At 49.5% G+C, this 16151-nt stretch carries 10 protein-coding genes and 1 pseudogene; 5 read left to right on the top strand and 6 right to left on the bottom strand.

Translation table 11 applies throughout. The annotated features are described in order from the left end of the window. Positions 1-91: 91 nt before the first annotated feature. Positions 92-1006 (top strand): annotated as a pseudogene (locus tag MON37_RS09495) (PIG-L deacetylase family protein); the annotation flags it as partial. 52 nt (positions 1007-1058) lie between these two features. On the opposite strand, the gene MON37_RS09490 reads toward MON37_RS09495, so the two are convergent. After that, on the bottom strand, positions 1059-2024 hold the full coding sequence (locus tag MON37_RS09490; protein WP_242883630.1) for an IS30 family transposase: 966 nt from the start codon (positions 2022-2024) through the stop codon (positions 1059-1061). Between the two features lie 156 nt (positions 2025-2180). Between MON37_RS09490 and lpxH the strand changes: the two genes are divergently transcribed. Continuing rightward, positions 2181-2888, top strand: a complete 708-nt coding sequence (lpxH, locus tag MON37_RS09485) for a UDP-2,3-diacylglucosamine diphosphatase (protein WP_039409522.1) — start codon at positions 2181-2183, stop codon at positions 2886-2888. Between the two features lie 102 nt (positions 2889-2990). On the opposite strand, the gene dacB is transcribed toward lpxH, so the two are convergent. Further along, on the bottom strand, positions 2991-4400 hold the full coding sequence (gene dacB / locus MON37_RS09480) for a D-alanyl-D-alanine carboxypeptidase/D-alanyl-D-alanine endopeptidase (RefSeq protein WP_039409525.1): 1410 nt from the start codon (positions 4398-4400) through the stop codon (positions 2991-2993). A gap of 512 nt (positions 4401-4912) precedes the next feature. Here dacB and hisC point away from each other — a divergent pair. After that, entirely contained in the window at positions 4913-5992 is a 1080-nt protein-coding gene (gene hisC / locus MON37_RS09475) for a histidinol-phosphate transaminase (protein WP_039409527.1), read from the top strand. A 29-nt stretch (positions 5993-6021) separates the two neighbouring features. Beyond that, entirely contained in the window at positions 6022-7005 is a 984-nt protein-coding gene (gene hisB / locus MON37_RS09470; protein ID WP_039409529.1) for an imidazoleglycerol-phosphate dehydratase HisB, read from the top strand. A 303-nt stretch (positions 7006-7308) separates the two neighbouring features. Here the strand turns inward: hisB and MON37_RS09465 are convergent, their stop codons facing one another. The 4 genes from MON37_RS09465 to fetA form a co-directional block, all read right to left on the bottom strand. Further along, positions 7309-9159: a transferrin-binding protein-like solute binding protein gene (locus MON37_RS09465; protein WP_242883628.1), complete on the bottom strand. Its 1851-nt coding sequence runs from the start codon at positions 9157-9159 to the stop codon at positions 7309-7311. 315 nt (positions 9160-9474) lie between these two features. Next, positions 9475-11571 (bottom strand): TonB-dependent receptor plug domain-containing protein, encoded by a 2097-nt coding sequence (locus tag MON37_RS09460; RefSeq protein WP_039409531.1) that lies wholly within the window; start codon positions 11569-11571, stop codon positions 9475-9477. 480 nt (positions 11572-12051) lie between these two features. Continuing rightward, positions 12052-13014, bottom strand: a complete 963-nt coding sequence (locus MON37_RS09450; protein WP_039409533.1) for a siderophore ABC transporter substrate-binding protein — start codon at positions 13012-13014, stop codon at positions 12052-12054. Positions 13015-13229: 215 nt separating this feature from the next. Beyond that, entirely contained in the window at positions 13230-15398 is a 2169-nt protein-coding gene (gene fetA / locus MON37_RS09445; RefSeq protein ID WP_039409535.1) for a TonB-dependent siderophore receptor FetA/FrpB, read from the bottom strand. Positions 15399-15826: 428 nt separating this feature from the next. Between fetA and groES the strand changes: the two genes are divergently transcribed. Beyond that, a complete protein-coding gene (gene groES, locus MON37_RS09440) occupies positions 15827-16114 on the top strand; it encodes a co-chaperone GroES (protein WP_003774857.1) in 288 nt (95 codons plus the stop codon). Positions 16115-16151: the final 37 nt, after the last annotated feature.

Below are 16151 nucleotides of genomic sequence, written 5' to 3'. Positions count from 1 at the left end.
GGGTAGAATTAAGGAGTGATTGGGGGCGGAAACAGCCGAAAACAGCCGAAAACCTGTGTTTGGGGTTTCGGTTGTCGGGGGAAAAGGAATTTTGCAAAGGTCTCATGCTGCAAATGCGATGGTGGTAACGGTAACGGCAAGCGAAGCGGGGCGTTTCCATTATGAAAACCTTTTCTGCAAACAATGCCCAACGGAAACTAAGGAGCAATATTTGGAAAAGGGGCGGATGCGGGTCTGGAACAGTCTGACCGTTCCGCTTTTGGCAGGGGTATCGTCTGAAAACATTTTGCAGCTCGGTTTTTTTGATACAACGCTGAAAACTTTATACAACCACCCTGAACGTGAAATTCCTTCTGCGAAGCTGGAAACGGCAGATGTGGGTATTTTCCGGAGAGCCAATAAGTCTGTTATATCAGAGGGTTTGCACGGTGGTTCGAATTGGCATGATTTGGTGGACAATATGGCTTACGTCATCGAATCATTCCGTCCTGATGTTATCGTTACGCCTTCGCCGAATATTGATGTCCATACCGATCATCAATGTACTACCATCGCCGCTGTCGAGGCATTGAGAAAGTTGAATTACACTAACGGTTCGCTGTTTTTATATACGGTTCACTATTTGACCGACGATTATCCTTTGGGGAATGTCGGTGCTGCGTTGAGTCTGCCGCCGTTTTTTAGCGAAGAAGACAGTAGCGATATGTTGTATTTCCATTCAATTTATTCCCATCCCGTTGATAAAAAAACGCAAAACCATAAATTGTTGGCATTGGATGCGATGAACGATATTCGTCCGAATGCGCGTAACTACATGGATTGGAAACATGTATTACGTAGAGGTCTGAGCCTGCTGTATCACGATCTTACCTCTATCCGTTCGGATCTGATCAACCGATTTGTCCGCAGTAATGAGTTTTTTTATGTTGTTCCTATCAGTGATGTCCACAATCAGGAGACTTACCAGAAAATTATTTCTCGAGGCGGGAAGAATCATCTGCATTGATTGAATCCGAAATGTTTTCAGACGACCTTGGATTCGGATTTCAAGTGCAACACTAGGGTACCAGTGGTTGGAACAGATTTAAGAATAAAACACTTGGCGTTTCGTAGCCAAGTGTTTTTCTCGGCCGGTGGTTCAACTCATCTTGAACCCTGCGTATCTCCCGATCGCTGATGTTTCGGAAATCGGTTTGTTTGGGGAAATATTGCCGGATGAGTCCGTTGGTGTTCTCACTCAGCGCTTTCTCCCAAGAATGGTAAGGGCGGCAAAAATAGGTTCTCGCCTTCAATGCTTTGGCTATTTTGGTGTGTTGGTAGAACTCTTTGCCGTTATCCATGGTGATGGTGTGGACTCTGGCTTTATATGCCTTTAATACCCTAATGGCCGCCCGGGCAGTGTCTTCGGCTTTTAAGTTCTTTAATTTGCAGATGATGGTGTAGCGGGTAGTGCGTTCGACCAAGGTCAATAACGCGCTTTTCTGATTTTTGCCGACGATGGTGTCGGCCTCCCAATCGCCGATGCGGGTTTTCCGGTCGACGATAGCAGGTCGGTTCTCTATGCCGACGCGGTCGGGCACTTTGCCTCTGGTCCATGTGCTGCCGTAGCGTTTGCGGTAGGGTTTGCTGCATATTCTGAGGTGTTGCCACAAAGTGCCGCCGTTGCTTTTGTCTTGGCGGAGGTAGCGGTAAATAGTGCTGTGATGGAGTGTGATCCCGTGGTGTTTATGCAGGTAGGCACATACTTGTTCGGGACTGAGTTTGCGGCGGATAAGGGTGTCGATGTGTTGAACCAGCTGCGAATCGAGCTTATAGGGTTTTCGCCGGTGCTGTTTGGTCAGCCGGCTTTGCTTCTGTGCTTTTTCGGCGCTGTATTGCTGTCCTTGGATGCAGTGCCGCTTGATTTCTCGGCTGATGGTGCTTTTGTGGCGGTTGAGCTGTTTGGCGATTTCGGCGATGGTGCAGTGGCGGGACAGGTATTGGATATGGTATCGTTCGTCTTGGGTCAGTTGTGTGTAGCTCATGGCAATCTTTCTTGCAGGAAAGGCCGTATGCTACCGCATACTGGCCTTTTTCTGTTATGGAAAGTTGCACTTCAAATGCGAATCCGCCGACCTTTAAATATACAAAGGTCGTCTGAAAATTTATAATGGCTTGAGATTTCATATATTGCAGCCGTTATGCCGACTTATTTTATTGCTGATTTACACCTGAGTGAAACCCGTCCTGAGTTGACCGAGCTGTTTTTGCGTTTCATGCGCGAAAAAGCACCGTCTGCGAGGGCGGTTTATATTTTGGGCGACCTATTTGATTTTTGGATAGGGGACGACGAACATTCCGAATTGACGGATACTGTTTCCCGTGCCGTCCGTAACGTTGCAGAGGGCGGGGTGGAATGTTTTTTTGTTCACGGAAACCGTGATTTCCTGATAGGTGGGAAGTTCGCAAGGCAAGCGGGCATGGTACTGCTGCCGGAATATTCTGTCGTCGATTTATACGGTACGCCGGCTTTGATTTGCCACGGTGATACTTTGTGTACCGATGATGTGCGTTATCAGAAATTCAGGAAAACAGTTCATCAAAAATGGTTGCAACGGTTGTTTCTCATGTTGCCCCTCAAGCTGCGTTTAAATATTGCGCGTAAAATCCGCCATACCAGTAAGCACGACAAGCAATATAAGGCTGCTGAAATTATGGATGTCAATCCCAAGTTTACCTCTGATACCATCCAAAATTACGGCGTCAGCTTGCTGATTCACGGACATACGCACCGCGAACATATCCACGAAGAGAACGCATATACGCGTATTGTGCTGGGAGATTGGCGTAGCGACTATGCTTCTATATTGGAAGTTGATGAGTACGGATACAGGTTTGTTGAGTTATAGATGTTTGATTTGCAAATGTTGAAAATATAAAAGGTCGTCTGAAAGTTTTCAGACGACCTTTTTAATGACGGAAAATCAAAGTCGGATTATTTCTGGCAGGGTTTAAACTGCCATCCGCTCTTTGCAGGTCAGTTTTGCATCTATCCAATCGTTTCCTCCGGGTAAGACTATTTGGGAAACCAGCGCATCCAAGTCGTGAAGGTAGGCTGAGGCTTTGGGGCTGTTGATGATTACGACGACAATCATCGGCTTGTCGCCCAGCCAGTAGCCTGCCAGTGCCCGCACGTTTTTGAGCGTGCCGGTTTTCAGACGCAGTCGGCTGCCGGGTTGCTTTAGGCGTTTTTTCAATGTTCCGTCCTGTCCGGCAATCGGCAGCGTGTCGATAAATTCTTGTTTAAACGGGCTGAAATAGGCTTTTTCCAGCATTTGCCCCATCATGTGCGCGGTAACGCGCTCGCTTCTCGATAAGCCCGAACCGTTTTCCAAAACCAAGTTTTCCGTATCTACCCCTGCAGTCGCCAATTCCAGGGAAACCGCTTCCGCTGCTTTTCTGCGTGCGGTTTCGCTGTCGCCGTTGCCGCCAAGTTTTAAGAATACGGACCGTGCAATCAGGTTGTTGGAATGTTTATTCATATCGGTCAGTATGTCTGACAACGGTTTGGAGCGCGAAACTGCCAGCGTTCTTGCGTTACTCGGTGCAGGAGCGGTTTTGAGGTCGTCTGAAATCGTACCGCCGAGTGCGCGCCATTGATTTACAAAGCTTTTGTGTGCAAATTCTACGGAGGAGAGCATATTGATATGCATTTCTTTGCCTAAACAACTCTCCGGAACCTTACCGCCGATATGTAGCTTCCCATCGGAATAGTTGGCACGCATATGATTTTGCAATGCGCCGCATTTTAAAGCGTTTGACAGTACGGTTTTGTTTTCAATAGGAATATCGGGTAGGGGAGGCGAGGTCTCGACGGTAATGCCGCCTGCGCCATCTGACTCCGGCCTGAGCCAGACAACCTTGTAAGCCAGCATATTCGGGTCGGGGGCGGTCATAAACGGTGAACCTGCGTCGGATTCGAAATCCGGCGGGTTGCCGACGGTACCCCAGAGATGGCGGTCGAGTACTAGGCTACCTTTAATATGCCTGATACCTTTGTTTTGCAGTTGTTGCAGGGCATCCTTCAGTCCGTCTTGGTCAAACACAGGATCGCCACTGCCTACCCAATAAATATCGCCTTCCAACGAATCGCCTTCAATATGTCCGTTGGTTTTAAATTCCGTTTTCCAGCGGTAATCCTTACCCAAAGCTTCAAAGGCGGAAAATGCTGTTAGCAGCTTCATTGTCGATGCCGGGTTGACTGAAGCATCTGCTCTGTGTGATTCGATAACTTTGCCGCTGTCCAATTCTTGAGCGTAAACGGCGATTTCGTCCGGCGGGATATTGCCGAGATTCAAGGCGTAGGCAGAGAACGGCATTAAACACAAATACCATGCCGCTACCGTTTTTTTCCAATTCATATTGTTGAGACTTCTGAAAATACATAAAGCATAATTATAAGACAAAGTATCATGATGGTAAAAAATAAATCAGATGCATCAATGTCTTGAATATACCTATTTTGGATTCATTACCTTCTAAAACAAAAGCTATCTAATGCATCAGCCGGTATTTTTTGAATTTATATAAATAAACAGAATCTTTACCTATTTTAAAAGATAAGTTAGATAAATGGAGGTGTAAGGATAGTTGTATTGAATATTGCATAAAACGGTAAATAGATCTCTAAAATACGATATTTTTCAATTTCAAATATATATATCGGGTATTTTTTGGGATATAATATTAAAAATTAAAATCTATTAAAAATATATGGTTAAGTTGGTATCAAATAAAATAAATAAGGGATATGTCTTTTTTATCGGTGGTGTCAATTATTTATTGATTTCTTCAGTGATTATTTAAAAAAGTTGTGTTATATTGCGGAGGAATCGTTGAATTATTTTGAGATAGTAGAATCTGGAGGGGAATTATGAAAGATATAGCTAATTTCATCCGCGACGACATCAAATCCATGTCCGCCTACCGAATTGCCGACTTGCCCGAAGGCTTCATCAAGCTGGATGCAATGGAAAGCCCGTATCATCCGTTTGCCCGTTTTCCCGAGCTGTCAAACGAATGGCTGCGGCTGATTGCCCAAGCGCAGATTCATCTTTACCCCAATCCCGCCGCCAGCGGGCTGCAGGAAACTTTAAGAAAAGCCTTCGATATTCCTGAATCTGCCGCCATCGCTTTAGGAAACGGCTCGGACGAGTTAATCCAATTCATGACCCTGCTCGTTGCCCAATCTGGCGCAACCATGCTCGCGGTTGAACCGAGTTTTGTAATGTATCGGCACAATGCCGAGCTGTACGGCATGAATTACGTCGGCGTGCCGCTCAATGAAGATTTCACGCTTGATTTGCCCGCCGTTTTATCCGCCATTGAAAAACATCAGCCCGCGTTGATTTTCATCGCCTATCCGAACAATCCGACAGGCGTATGTTTCCGCCGCGAAGAAGTCGAAGCCATTATCCGCGCGGCGCAGGGTATCGTGGTTGTCGATGAAGCATACGGTGCATTCAGCCGCGACAGTTTTTTGCCGCAGGCAGGCAGCGTTGAAAATCTGGTCGTGATGCGCACCATCAGCAAAATCGGTTTCGCCGGACTGCGCATCGGCTATGCGACAGGAAGCCCCGCCGTAATGGGCGAACTGGCAAAAATCCTGCCGCCCTACAATATGAACCAATTAAGCTTGGCGACCGCCAAATTCGCCCTGCAACACCACGACGCGATTCAGACGACCATAGATATTTTAAAAGCCGAACGCGAACGCGTTTTCAGCGAATTGTCCGCCATAGGTCGTCTGAAAGCCTTCCCCAGCGAAGCGAATTTCATTACCGTGCGCGTTCCCGATGCAGACGCATTGTTTAACACGCTTAAAGAAAACCGCATCCTGATTAAGAAACTCCACGGCACGCATCCGCTTTTGGCGCAATGCGTCCGCATTACCATCGGCAGTCCCGAGCAAAACGATGCCGTACTGGATATTATCCGCAAGCTTTATGCCTGATTTTTTAAAACCTCACAGAGAGTAAAATTATGACCATCACTCAACTCCACCTTGCCAATTTCCTGCAGCTTGTTGAAGAAGCAGGCTCGCTGACCAAACTTGCCCGCAAATGCGGTTACGACAACGCGGCATCCCTGTCCCAACTGAAACGCCGCCTTGAAGAGCAGGCAGAAGACGAAAAAGCGCGCGGCATCCGCCCCAGCCTTGCCGCCAAACTCGAAGCCGGCATGCACAAACGCAAAGGCTGGTTAAACCGCGACCACAGCAAAGACAAAGAAAAAGCCGCAGCCGCCGAAGCCGCCCGCCAAGAGCGTGCCGCCCAAGCAGCCGCAGCCGCCGCACCGGCATTCCATATGCCCGCAGAAGGCCGCGCAGTCAGCATCACCCGCAACACCAGCGAAACCCAAATCACCCTCAGCCTCAACCTCGACGGCACCGGACAATACCGTTTCGACACCGGCGTACCCTTCCTTGAGCATATGCTTGCCCAAGTCGCCCGCCACGGCATGATCGACCTCGACATCACCTGCAAAGGCGATTTGCACATCGACGACCACCACACCGTCGAAGACATCGGCATCGTACTCGGACAAGCCCTGAAACAAGCCTTGGGCAGCAAAGCCGGCATCCGCCGCTACGGTCATGCCTACGTTCCGCTCGACGAAGCCTTGAGCCGCGTTGTCATCGACCTCTCCGGCCGTCCCGGACTCGTGTACAACATCGACTTCACCCGTGCCCTTATCGGACGTTTTGACGTTGACCTGTTTGAAGAATTCTTCCACGGCGTCGTCAACCACAGCATGATGACCCTGCACATCGACAACCTCAGCGGTCGCAACGCCCACCACCAAGCCGAAACCGTATTTAAAGCCTTCGGCCGCGCCCTGCGCATGGCAGCAGAATACGACCCGCGCATGGCAGGACAAACCCCGTCCACCAAAGGCACTTTGAGCGACGAATCCGTTGCCGTTGAAGTTGCCGTTGAAAAAGAAGAAGCGCAAAGCGAAGAGTAATCCGCTTTAATGAAAAAAGGTCGTCTGAAAACCGGGAAACAGGTTTTCAGACGACCTTTGAACATGATAAGGATGCTTAATTATCGGTGTCTTTTGCTGTTTTATGTTTTAAATAAGACGAGATTGCGGAAAGTATGGGGAATATACTGAATCTTTGATACCGTTTCAGTCGTCAACCATCATTCCCGCTTGCATAGAAATAACGAAGCAGGAAATTTCTGTCTAAATGACGATAAAAGAAAAGGTCGTCTGAAAACCTGTTTTCTAGTTTTCAGACGACCTTTTGGCAGATTGAAGGATGGTTTATTGACGTTTCGCGCCGTAACCGCCGATTAAGTGTTCGCTGCCGTCTTCTTTTTGCAGACCGTAGGTACCGCCGATTTCTGCGGCGGACGCACCGAAGAATTTACCGCTCAAATTACCTTTCAAGCCGGCTGCGGCAGCTTCGACCTTGCCGAGGAAGAGGTTGCCGTTTTCCCATTTTGCCGTACCTTTCATGTCGTAGTCAGTACCTTTTACGGTTACACGGCGTCCGTTGGCGTCGAGAGAATGGAATTGGGAATTGGCAGTCTCAAAGCGTACGCCTTTCAAGCCGAAATCGACAATGGCTTTGACATTGGCGGTCAGCTGACGGCTTTGATCGTTTTTCACAACGTAGGCTGTGGTCAGGCCGTTGTAAGTTGCTGTGCCGCTGGCAGGGAGGGCGGTAAACTTGGTTTCGTCGCCCAAACTTTGATAGCCGTAAATTACACCGGATTTCGGATCAATATAGTGGGCGAAAGTTTGGTAAGTCCAACCGGCAGAAGCAGGATCGTGCATAACGATTTGTGTACCATCGACAAAGCGGATGACGTAGATACCGTCGAATTGTTTGTCAAATACAGTTCCATCCTGATCTTTACCAAGGTATGCAAGCTGGTTGGCATGGTTTTCTGCCAATCTTGTCAAATCTTGGCGTATTTGTCTTGTTGAGTCATAGATTTCGGCAGCAGCATCTTTAGCTTTTTCAGCAGCATCTTTTGCATTTTTGCTGGAAGCACGTGTTGCTTTTGCCAAAGTTGCGTTTTGGTTTGCTGATTGTAGGGCTTTTTCCTCATTTTCCCAAACGCTTTTGGCTTCCTCGAATTTAGCTAAATCCTCTTCATTCAATTTTTTTGTTAAAGCTGAGATTTGTTTATCCAGCTCATTCTGTGCTGCACTAACGGCTTTATTGGCATTTTCCAACTCTTCTACACTGTCTCCCGTCGTTTTTTCTATAGTAGTTTTAAAGTTGGCTTTGGCTTCTTCCAGTTCTTTTTTTGCTTTTTCAAAGGACTCAATTTCTCCAGAGTGAGTATCAAGTTTCTCCAGCATTGAGTTATATGCCTTAGAAGCTTGTCGTTCTGCTTGGTTTTTGTTTTGCAGCGCATTGGCAAAAGCATTTGTGTCATTTGTCAGTTTTTGTTCGGCAGATGCTAAAGCACTTTTTGCGTTTTCAAGTTTTTTATACAACTCAACGATTTTTTGATCCAGCGTTGATTGTCCAACTTTGAATTCATTATTCGGTTCTTGTCCCGTCTGTCCGCTGACGTCGCTTTTGGTTTTACCGCCTGAAAATGCTTTGGCAATGATGGAGTCTGTAGTAGTGAATTTAACCTGTGTTGCGTTTCCTTCTTCTGTTTTGTTATACAGTACGATTGCATCTAATTTAACTTCGTCATTATTCTTAAAATTCAGAGAACTAACTAAACCGTTTTGATTATTTGTTTGGTTGTCCGTATAAAACAGTTTGTCGTTTTCATTGCTGTGGCGCAACTGAACATTCGGATTGCCCTGTTGTGCGCTTGCTGAAGAAATAAAGCTGGTGTGCAGCGGGGTGTCAAGGTTTAAGGCTGGAAGCGGGGCTTCGTCCTTCAGTTCTTGGAGTTTGTCGGCTTTGTTGCTGAGAGCGGGAGTCTGGGCTGTGCTGTTATCGTTATTGGCATTGCCGGTATTAGCGTTGTTATTGTTGCCGGTACCGCCGTTTTTGGCAGGACTGCCGCTGCCGCCGGTAGATGTCGAGCCGGTGGAAAGTGCGGCGGTATCGCCACCGCCGCCACCGCCGCAGGCTGAAAGGATTGCCGCGCTGACGGCGGTGAGGATGATGGTTTTGATTTTGGTGTTGATTGCAGACATATTGTCCCCCTTTTTTTGGTTGAAATGGTGCGTTTTTATCAAACGGCATAAATCCAATATCATAGATACAATCATGACAAAAACAAAATGTTATTTGTGTTTTGCAGGGAGATGGGTGAGTTGGCGGCGGTTTGTGTTTGATTTTTGCGACAAAAGGCTGTTTAAGGATATTGAGCGGTTGATTGTGCCATGTAGGGAAAGGTAATGGGGTGGAAATGGCGGCAGGGTAAATGTCTGCTCTTACCTTAATACATTAAAAAAGGTCGTCTGAAACCCAAAAATCAGGTTTCAGACGACCTTTTGTCAACGTTTTTATCAGAAGCGGTAATTCACGCCCAAGGCAAACTCGCGGCCGCGCTCGTAGAAGGGGATGCGTCCGTTGCCGTCGGGGAAGCGTTGGCTGTGCGAACGGTATTGCTTGTTGCCGACGTTGTTGACGGCGAAGTTGACGTTCAGGTTGTCTTTTTTCAGCGGCTGCCAGTTGGCGTAGATGTCGTGTACGCCGTAGCCTGATTTCTTGCCGTGTATCGTGCCTTGTCCGCGGGCGACGTCGGTGTATTTCACGCTTTGGGCGTAGCGGCCGCGCCAGCCGATTTCGAGTTTGGGGTTTTCAAACTGATAAGACAGGCCAGTCAGCCATTGGCGGCCGGTGTTCCAGAAGGTGAACGAGCTTTCGTGGTCTTCCGCTTGAATCGGGCTTTCGCCGTAGTACATTTCGCCGTTCAGACGCGGTTTGACGTAGGACACACCGGCGCGCGCGGTCAGGCCGCCCCAGCGGTAGGATGCGTCAAGTTCGTAGCCGTAGGTTTTGAGCGTGCCGCCGTTGTAAATCTTGCCGCGTTCGGTAATGGAGGCGGTGTTGTTGTTGATTTTTGCCCAACGATAGACGATGAGGTCTTTGATGCGTTGGTGGAACACGCTGCCGCTGACGTTGAGGTTGTCGTTGCGCCATTTGAAGCCCAGTTCGGCGCGGCGGGCGGTTTCGGCTTTGAGGTTGCTGTCCAAATCGGCGGCGGCGCCCGCGCGTTCGTTAGCCAACAGGGCTTCGTTCAGGCGGGGCGCGCGGCTTGCCTGATTGAGGTTTGCCAAGAGGGAGAAGTTGTCGTTGATGTCCCAAATCGCGCCGATGCTGGGGTTGAGCTGACCGTGCGACGCGCTTTGTTTGCTGGCGGCGTTGTATTTGAAATGGTCGTAACGCAGGCCTGTGGTTAGGGTAACGGGGTGCAGGTTCCAAATGCCTTCCGCGTACACGCCGTATTCGGCTTTTTTCTCTTTGTCGCGGTCATACAGGCCGAGAATCTTCAGCCATGCGCCTTTGTCGGACGGCTCGGAGGTTTCGTGGCGGTAGTTGACGCCGTATTTCACCATGTGTCCGTCGCCGAATGAGCTGGCAAGGTTCAGGTTGGCACCGGTCGCTTTGATTTTGCTCAACTCAAGCTGACCGATGGGAACGCCGCCTTGCGCCGTGCCGGAAGCTTGGGCTTTCGGGGAAGGCGCGCCTTTAGGCGGCTTGGTGTCGTCGGTGTTGATTTGGAAGACGTTGGCGTCGATTTTGTCGAGGAAGCCGACATTGCGGCCGCGGTATTCCAGATTGTAGGATTGCTCTTTTTGGTAAGTGCCGTCCACGCCGACATAGCTGTCAACGTTTTGGAACTCGGCTTTGTCGGTACGGTTGCCTTTTTGGTATTCCTGACGGTAGGTCAGGCGGATGCCGTGGTCGTCGTTGAAGTCGTAACCGAGTTTGGTGAGGTAGCTGTGCTGTTTCAGACGACTTCCGCGGTTGACATTGCCGTTGCCGTCTTTGTAGTCGCGGTTGTTGAGGAAGTTGCCTGCAAACAGGGCATCGAAGCCGTTTTGATAGCCGTAAACCGCCGCGTTGCCGGTTGAGCCTTTATTGCTGCTCAAGCCCGCGCCGAGTTTGAAACCGAAAGGTTTGCCGTCGGTCAGCAGGTCTTTCGCGTCAACCGTCGTCACGCGGATGGTACCGCCGACCGCGCCCAAACCCGCGCTCGCCGCGCCCGTGCCTTTTTCGACGTTGATGCTTTTCACCAAAGCAGGGTCAAGCTGGAAGCGGCTTTGGTGGTGGAAGATTTTGGTGGATTGGCTGGTGCCGTCCACTTCCAGATTAATCTTGTCTTCGCCGACGCCGCGGATGCTGTAAAACTGCGCCACGCCGTTGCCGCCGCCGACATCCATACCGATTTGGTCTTTCATGACTTGTTTCAAATCGGTCGAAGTTTCGCGGTCAAGCTGGTTGCGGGTGACACGGGTCGGCACGGCAGTACCGGTAACGACGACTTCTTTCAGTTCGGCAGTCGCTTCGGGGCGAACGTTGTCTGCATGGGCAAAACCTGAAGACAGTGCCAGCACCATGATGCTGAAACGGAAGGCGGGGGAATGGGGGGATTTCATGTTCTTCCTCTAGATGGGTGATTAAGGGGAGTTGCGTTAAAGCAAGAGTGTATATTCTAATATTTTTTGATAATGATTTGCAAACAATATACATTACTCCGAGAATATTAATCATATTTTCAGAGGCCTACATTTATTGATGCTCTTTAACCGAATGTGGCGGAAACCGGATTTTCAGAAGGGCTGGCGATATTTTTGCTGCGACGTCGCGTTGTTTGATGGCTTGGGCAGGGACGGCGGGGATGGGAAACTTGTGTTTTAGGAAGAGGGGGCTTGTTGTATAGTGGATTAAATTTAAATCAGGACAAGGCGACGAAGCCGCAGACAGTACAGATAGTACGGCAAGGCGAGGTAACGTCGTACTGGTTTAAAGTTAATCCACTATAATGCGGATATTTGGATGGAGGGATGGCGTATAGAAAAAGGTCGTCTGAAACCCTGATTTGTGGTTTCAGACGACCTTTTTTTAATCAAATCAAATTACTTCGCAGCCTTAAACGCGTCGGTAACCTGTTTGGAAGCGTTCAGCAATTCTTGCGCGCCGCCCGCCGCCAAGTAGGTTTCGGGAACGAGGTAAACCACTTGTCCTTTTTTCCATGCGGTTGTTTCGGCGACCAGCGGATTGTTCAACACGTCTTTCGCCGCCTGTCCTTCTTCGCCGATGGCAGCGCCCCTGTCAAGGACAAACAGCCAGTCGGGATTTTTCTCTTTCAAGTATTCGAAGCTGACGGGCTGACCGTGGCTGCCTTCTTTGATGGCTTCGTCAACGGCCGGAACGCCGATGTCTTTGTGCAGCCAGCCGCCCAGTCGTGAAGACGGGCCGAAGGCGGACATTTTCCCGCCGTTGACCAAAATCACCAAACCTTTGCCTTTACCTTGCGCGGCAGTTTTCGCGGCTTCAAAAGATGCGTCGATTTCGGCTTTCAGTTTGTCGGCTTCCGCCTGTTTGCCGAAGATTTGTGCCAGCGCGTCGATACGCTCTTTGGCACTTTCTTTGAGGTTGGCGGTATCGGCGGTCATCTCGATGGTCGGCGCAATGGCGTTCAACTTATCAAACGCTTTGGCTGCGCGGCTGCCGATGATGATGAGCTGCGGTTTGTAGGCGTTGAGCGCTTCGTAATCCGGCTCGAACAGCGTACCGGCAGGTTTTGTCGTTTTGAAATATTCGTCCAAATAAGGCAGCCGGTTTTTTATATCGACGGACAAACCGGTTTTCACGCCCAATTTGCTTAAAGTATCGAGCATACCCAAGTCATAAACGGCGATACGTTCGGGATTTTGCGGCACTTTCGCATCGCCGCGCGTCGTTTTGACGGTCAAACCCGCGCCTTCGGTTTGGGCTGCGGAAGCGGTTTGGGCGTTTTGGTTTGAAGCGGAATCTTTCGGCGAACACGCGCCCAAAGCAAGGGCGCAGCATACGGCTAAAGCAGTTAAACGTAACATGGGATAATTTCTCCGTTGTCGGGTTCGGGGCAGATAATATGGACGGGTCGTCTGAAAATCCGCAAAGCGGATGCTCGCATCAAACACCTGTTCCAATCCTGCCGTTGTCAAAAAAAAGGTTTGGAAAATGCCAGATTGAGAAATCGGATTGACGGGCAGGTCGTCTGAAAACCGACGCTGCTTCAGACGACCTGCCCGTATTTTACCCGCTCTTTTTAGAAGCGGTAGTTCACGCCCAAGCGTACATCACGTCCGGTACCTGGTAGGGTATTGGTCCAGCGTTGACTGTGCGGATAGTAGAACTTGTTGAACACGTTGTTAACTGAAAGATTGATATTGAGCGTGTCTTTGCCCAATGGTTTCCAGTTGGCGAAGACATCGTTCACACCGAAACCTTGGCGTACAACGTTTTCCAGTTTGCCGTCGCGACCTTTTTGACCTGCCACCAATATCGAACCCACGGCTTTTTGAACATAGCGTCCGCGCCAGCCGATTTCCAGATTCGGATTTTGGAAGCGGTAGGCAAGGGAAGCCGTCCAAGTGCGGCCGGTTTGTGCGCCAAACTCGGGGTTCGCGCTTAACAATTTATCTTTGTGTGTATCGTAAAAACGCGGTTTGCTGTGGCTTACGCCGACTTTGGCAGTCAAGCCGCCGGTGCGGTAGGACGCGCCCAATTCGTAACCGTGGTTTTTGATGTAGCCGGCATTGACGGCTTCACGGATGGCGACAGAGTCGTGGCGGTTTTGCGGATTGGCAAGCGCGTCTTTGATGGTCTGCCAGAAGTAGCTGCCGTTTGCGGCAAACGTGCCGTCGTTGTAGTTGAAACCGATTTCGGTATTGCGCGCGCGTTCGGCTTTGGTGCCGTCGGCAATCGAGATGATGCCGCGCTTGCCGTGGGTTTGCAGCGCGTCATACAGGCGCGGGCTGCGGCTGGCGTAGTTGTGGCTTGCGCTGAAGCTCCAGTGTTCGTGCGGCTGCCAAATCACGCCGAAACTCGGGTTAAGGCTGCTGCTTGAAACGGTTTTGCCGTCATGGGTTTTCACCTTGAAGCGGTCGTAACGCAGTCCGCCGGTCAGGGTAAAGCCGTTAATTTCGTGAATGGCTTCGATATACGCGCCGGTATCGGTTTTGGTCGGGTTGGACAGTTTGTAGGAATGGACAAGATCCATAACTTTCTTGTCTTTCGCTTTTTCTTCATCGGTCTTATCTATTTCTTTTTTAGGATCTTTGGGGTCTGGTTTCTTACCGGAGATCTTAAATTCGTTGTTCAAAAACGCTTGCGGCTCGATTTCCTGATGGCGGTAGTTGATACCGTATTTCAACAGGGTTTGTTCGGCAAGGCGGCTGTCGAAGTTGAAGTTCGCACCACGAGTGGCGATTCGGGTATGGTTAGGGCCGACCACATTGCCTGCGTAACCGCTGCCGCTGTCATCGGCGGAATAGCGTTCGTTTTCCAACACATAGGCGTTGGCGTTCAGTTTTTCGACAAAGCCCAGGTTTTTACCCGTGTACTCCAAGTTGGTGTTGGATTGGGTAGTTTCACGGTATGAGGGTTTCTGCCTGTCTTTTGCAGGGTCGGACTCGAAGATTGTAAACTCTTCACGCACAGTACGGATGCCCCGGTGCTGGTCTTTCATGTGGCTCAACACGATGCGGTGGTCGCCGTCGCCGAAGGTTGTTCCGATTTTGGCCAGGTAGCTGCGTTTGTCCAGTGCGCTGTAAGGTACGGTTTTGCCGCCGTTGGGACTTTTGTAGCCTTTACCTGCTTCGTAATCTTTTTCATCGTTGCGGTTGTAAGAGAACAAACCGTCGAAGTTGCCCTCTTTTCCGAATACGCTTGCGCCGTAGTTTACGCCGTCATTAGAGGCATAGCCGCTGCTGAGGCGCACGCCCCAGTTTTTATCCAAGCCTTTGAGCAGGTCTTGGGCATCGACGGTTTTGGCGATGATCGCGCCGTTGGTTGCGCCGATACCGGCAGAGGCGGAACCCGCGCCTTTTTGTACGGAAACGACTTTAACCAAAGCGGGATCGACAATAAATCTGCCTTGGTGGTAAAGGATTTGGCTGTCGGAATAGGCGTTGTCCACCTTGATGTCGACAGAGTTCTGACCCATGCCGCGCAAGGTCATGTGTTGGGATGTGCCGTTACCGCCGCCGAAATCGATGGCAGGTTCTTCTTTTAACAATTCGCGCAAATCGGTTGATGTGCTTTCGTCTTTTTGACGAAGGGTGACGATATTAGTTTTGACCTTGCTGCCTTGGCGGTCGCCTTTTACGGTAACGGTATCAAGGGTAACACTTTCTTTCGCTTCGTTTTCCGCGTGGGCAAAACCGGCGGCGAGTGCCATTGAAAGCAGGCTGAAGCGGAACAGGGGTGAAGTCATGGAAATTTCCTTCTGTTGGATAAGTTTCAGTTAATCGATAAATTATTTATTAATAATAATAATTTTTATTTATTTTAAAGGTGGGATATTATTTTGTAAAGGTGTGCATAGTTTTGCGCCAATAGTGTTTGGTTTTTTGTTGATTGAAGCATGTGAAGCTCGCCGTCTGTAAAAGGTCGTCTGAAAATGTCTGCCTGCTTGATCAGCATTGAAAGTAGGGTGGGGATGGTGCACAACTTGCCATGTCCGTTTTCAGACGACCCCGCATAGAAAATTTTTGCTTCTTCCCTTGAATTTATCGGGACAAACCCTAATTTGCCGCTGTGTTAAGGTAAGTTTTTTGACAAACTTGCCGCCTTCTTTTTCAAACCGCATCTGCCGAATGAAGGCAGATGATTGTTTTCAAACTATTTATCGGAGCATAAAACATGACCATCCGTCCTTTACACGACCGCGTCGTCGTCAAACGCTTGGAAGCTGAAGAGAAAACCGCATCAGGCATCGTCTTGCCGGGCGCAGCCGCTGAAAAACCCGACATGGGCGAAGTTATCGCCGTGGGTGCAGGCAAAATCGGTAAAGACGGCAACCGCCGTCCGCTGGATGTTAAAGTCGGCGACAAAATCATCTTCGGCAAATACAGCGGTCAAACCGTAAAAGCCGACGGCGAAGAGCTGTTGGTTATGCGCGAAGAAGACATCTTCGGTATCGTTGAATAAACATTCCGTGCATTCAGAACGACAGGTCGTCTGAAAA

The organism is Morococcus cerebrosus (assembly GCF_022749515.1).
Classification (GTDB): Bacteria; Pseudomonadota; Gammaproteobacteria; order Burkholderiales; family Neisseriaceae; genus Neisseria; species Neisseria cerebrosa.
The sequence above is the reverse complement of the archived record's forward strand: the minus strand, read 5'-3'. Positions and strand labels throughout refer to the sequence as shown.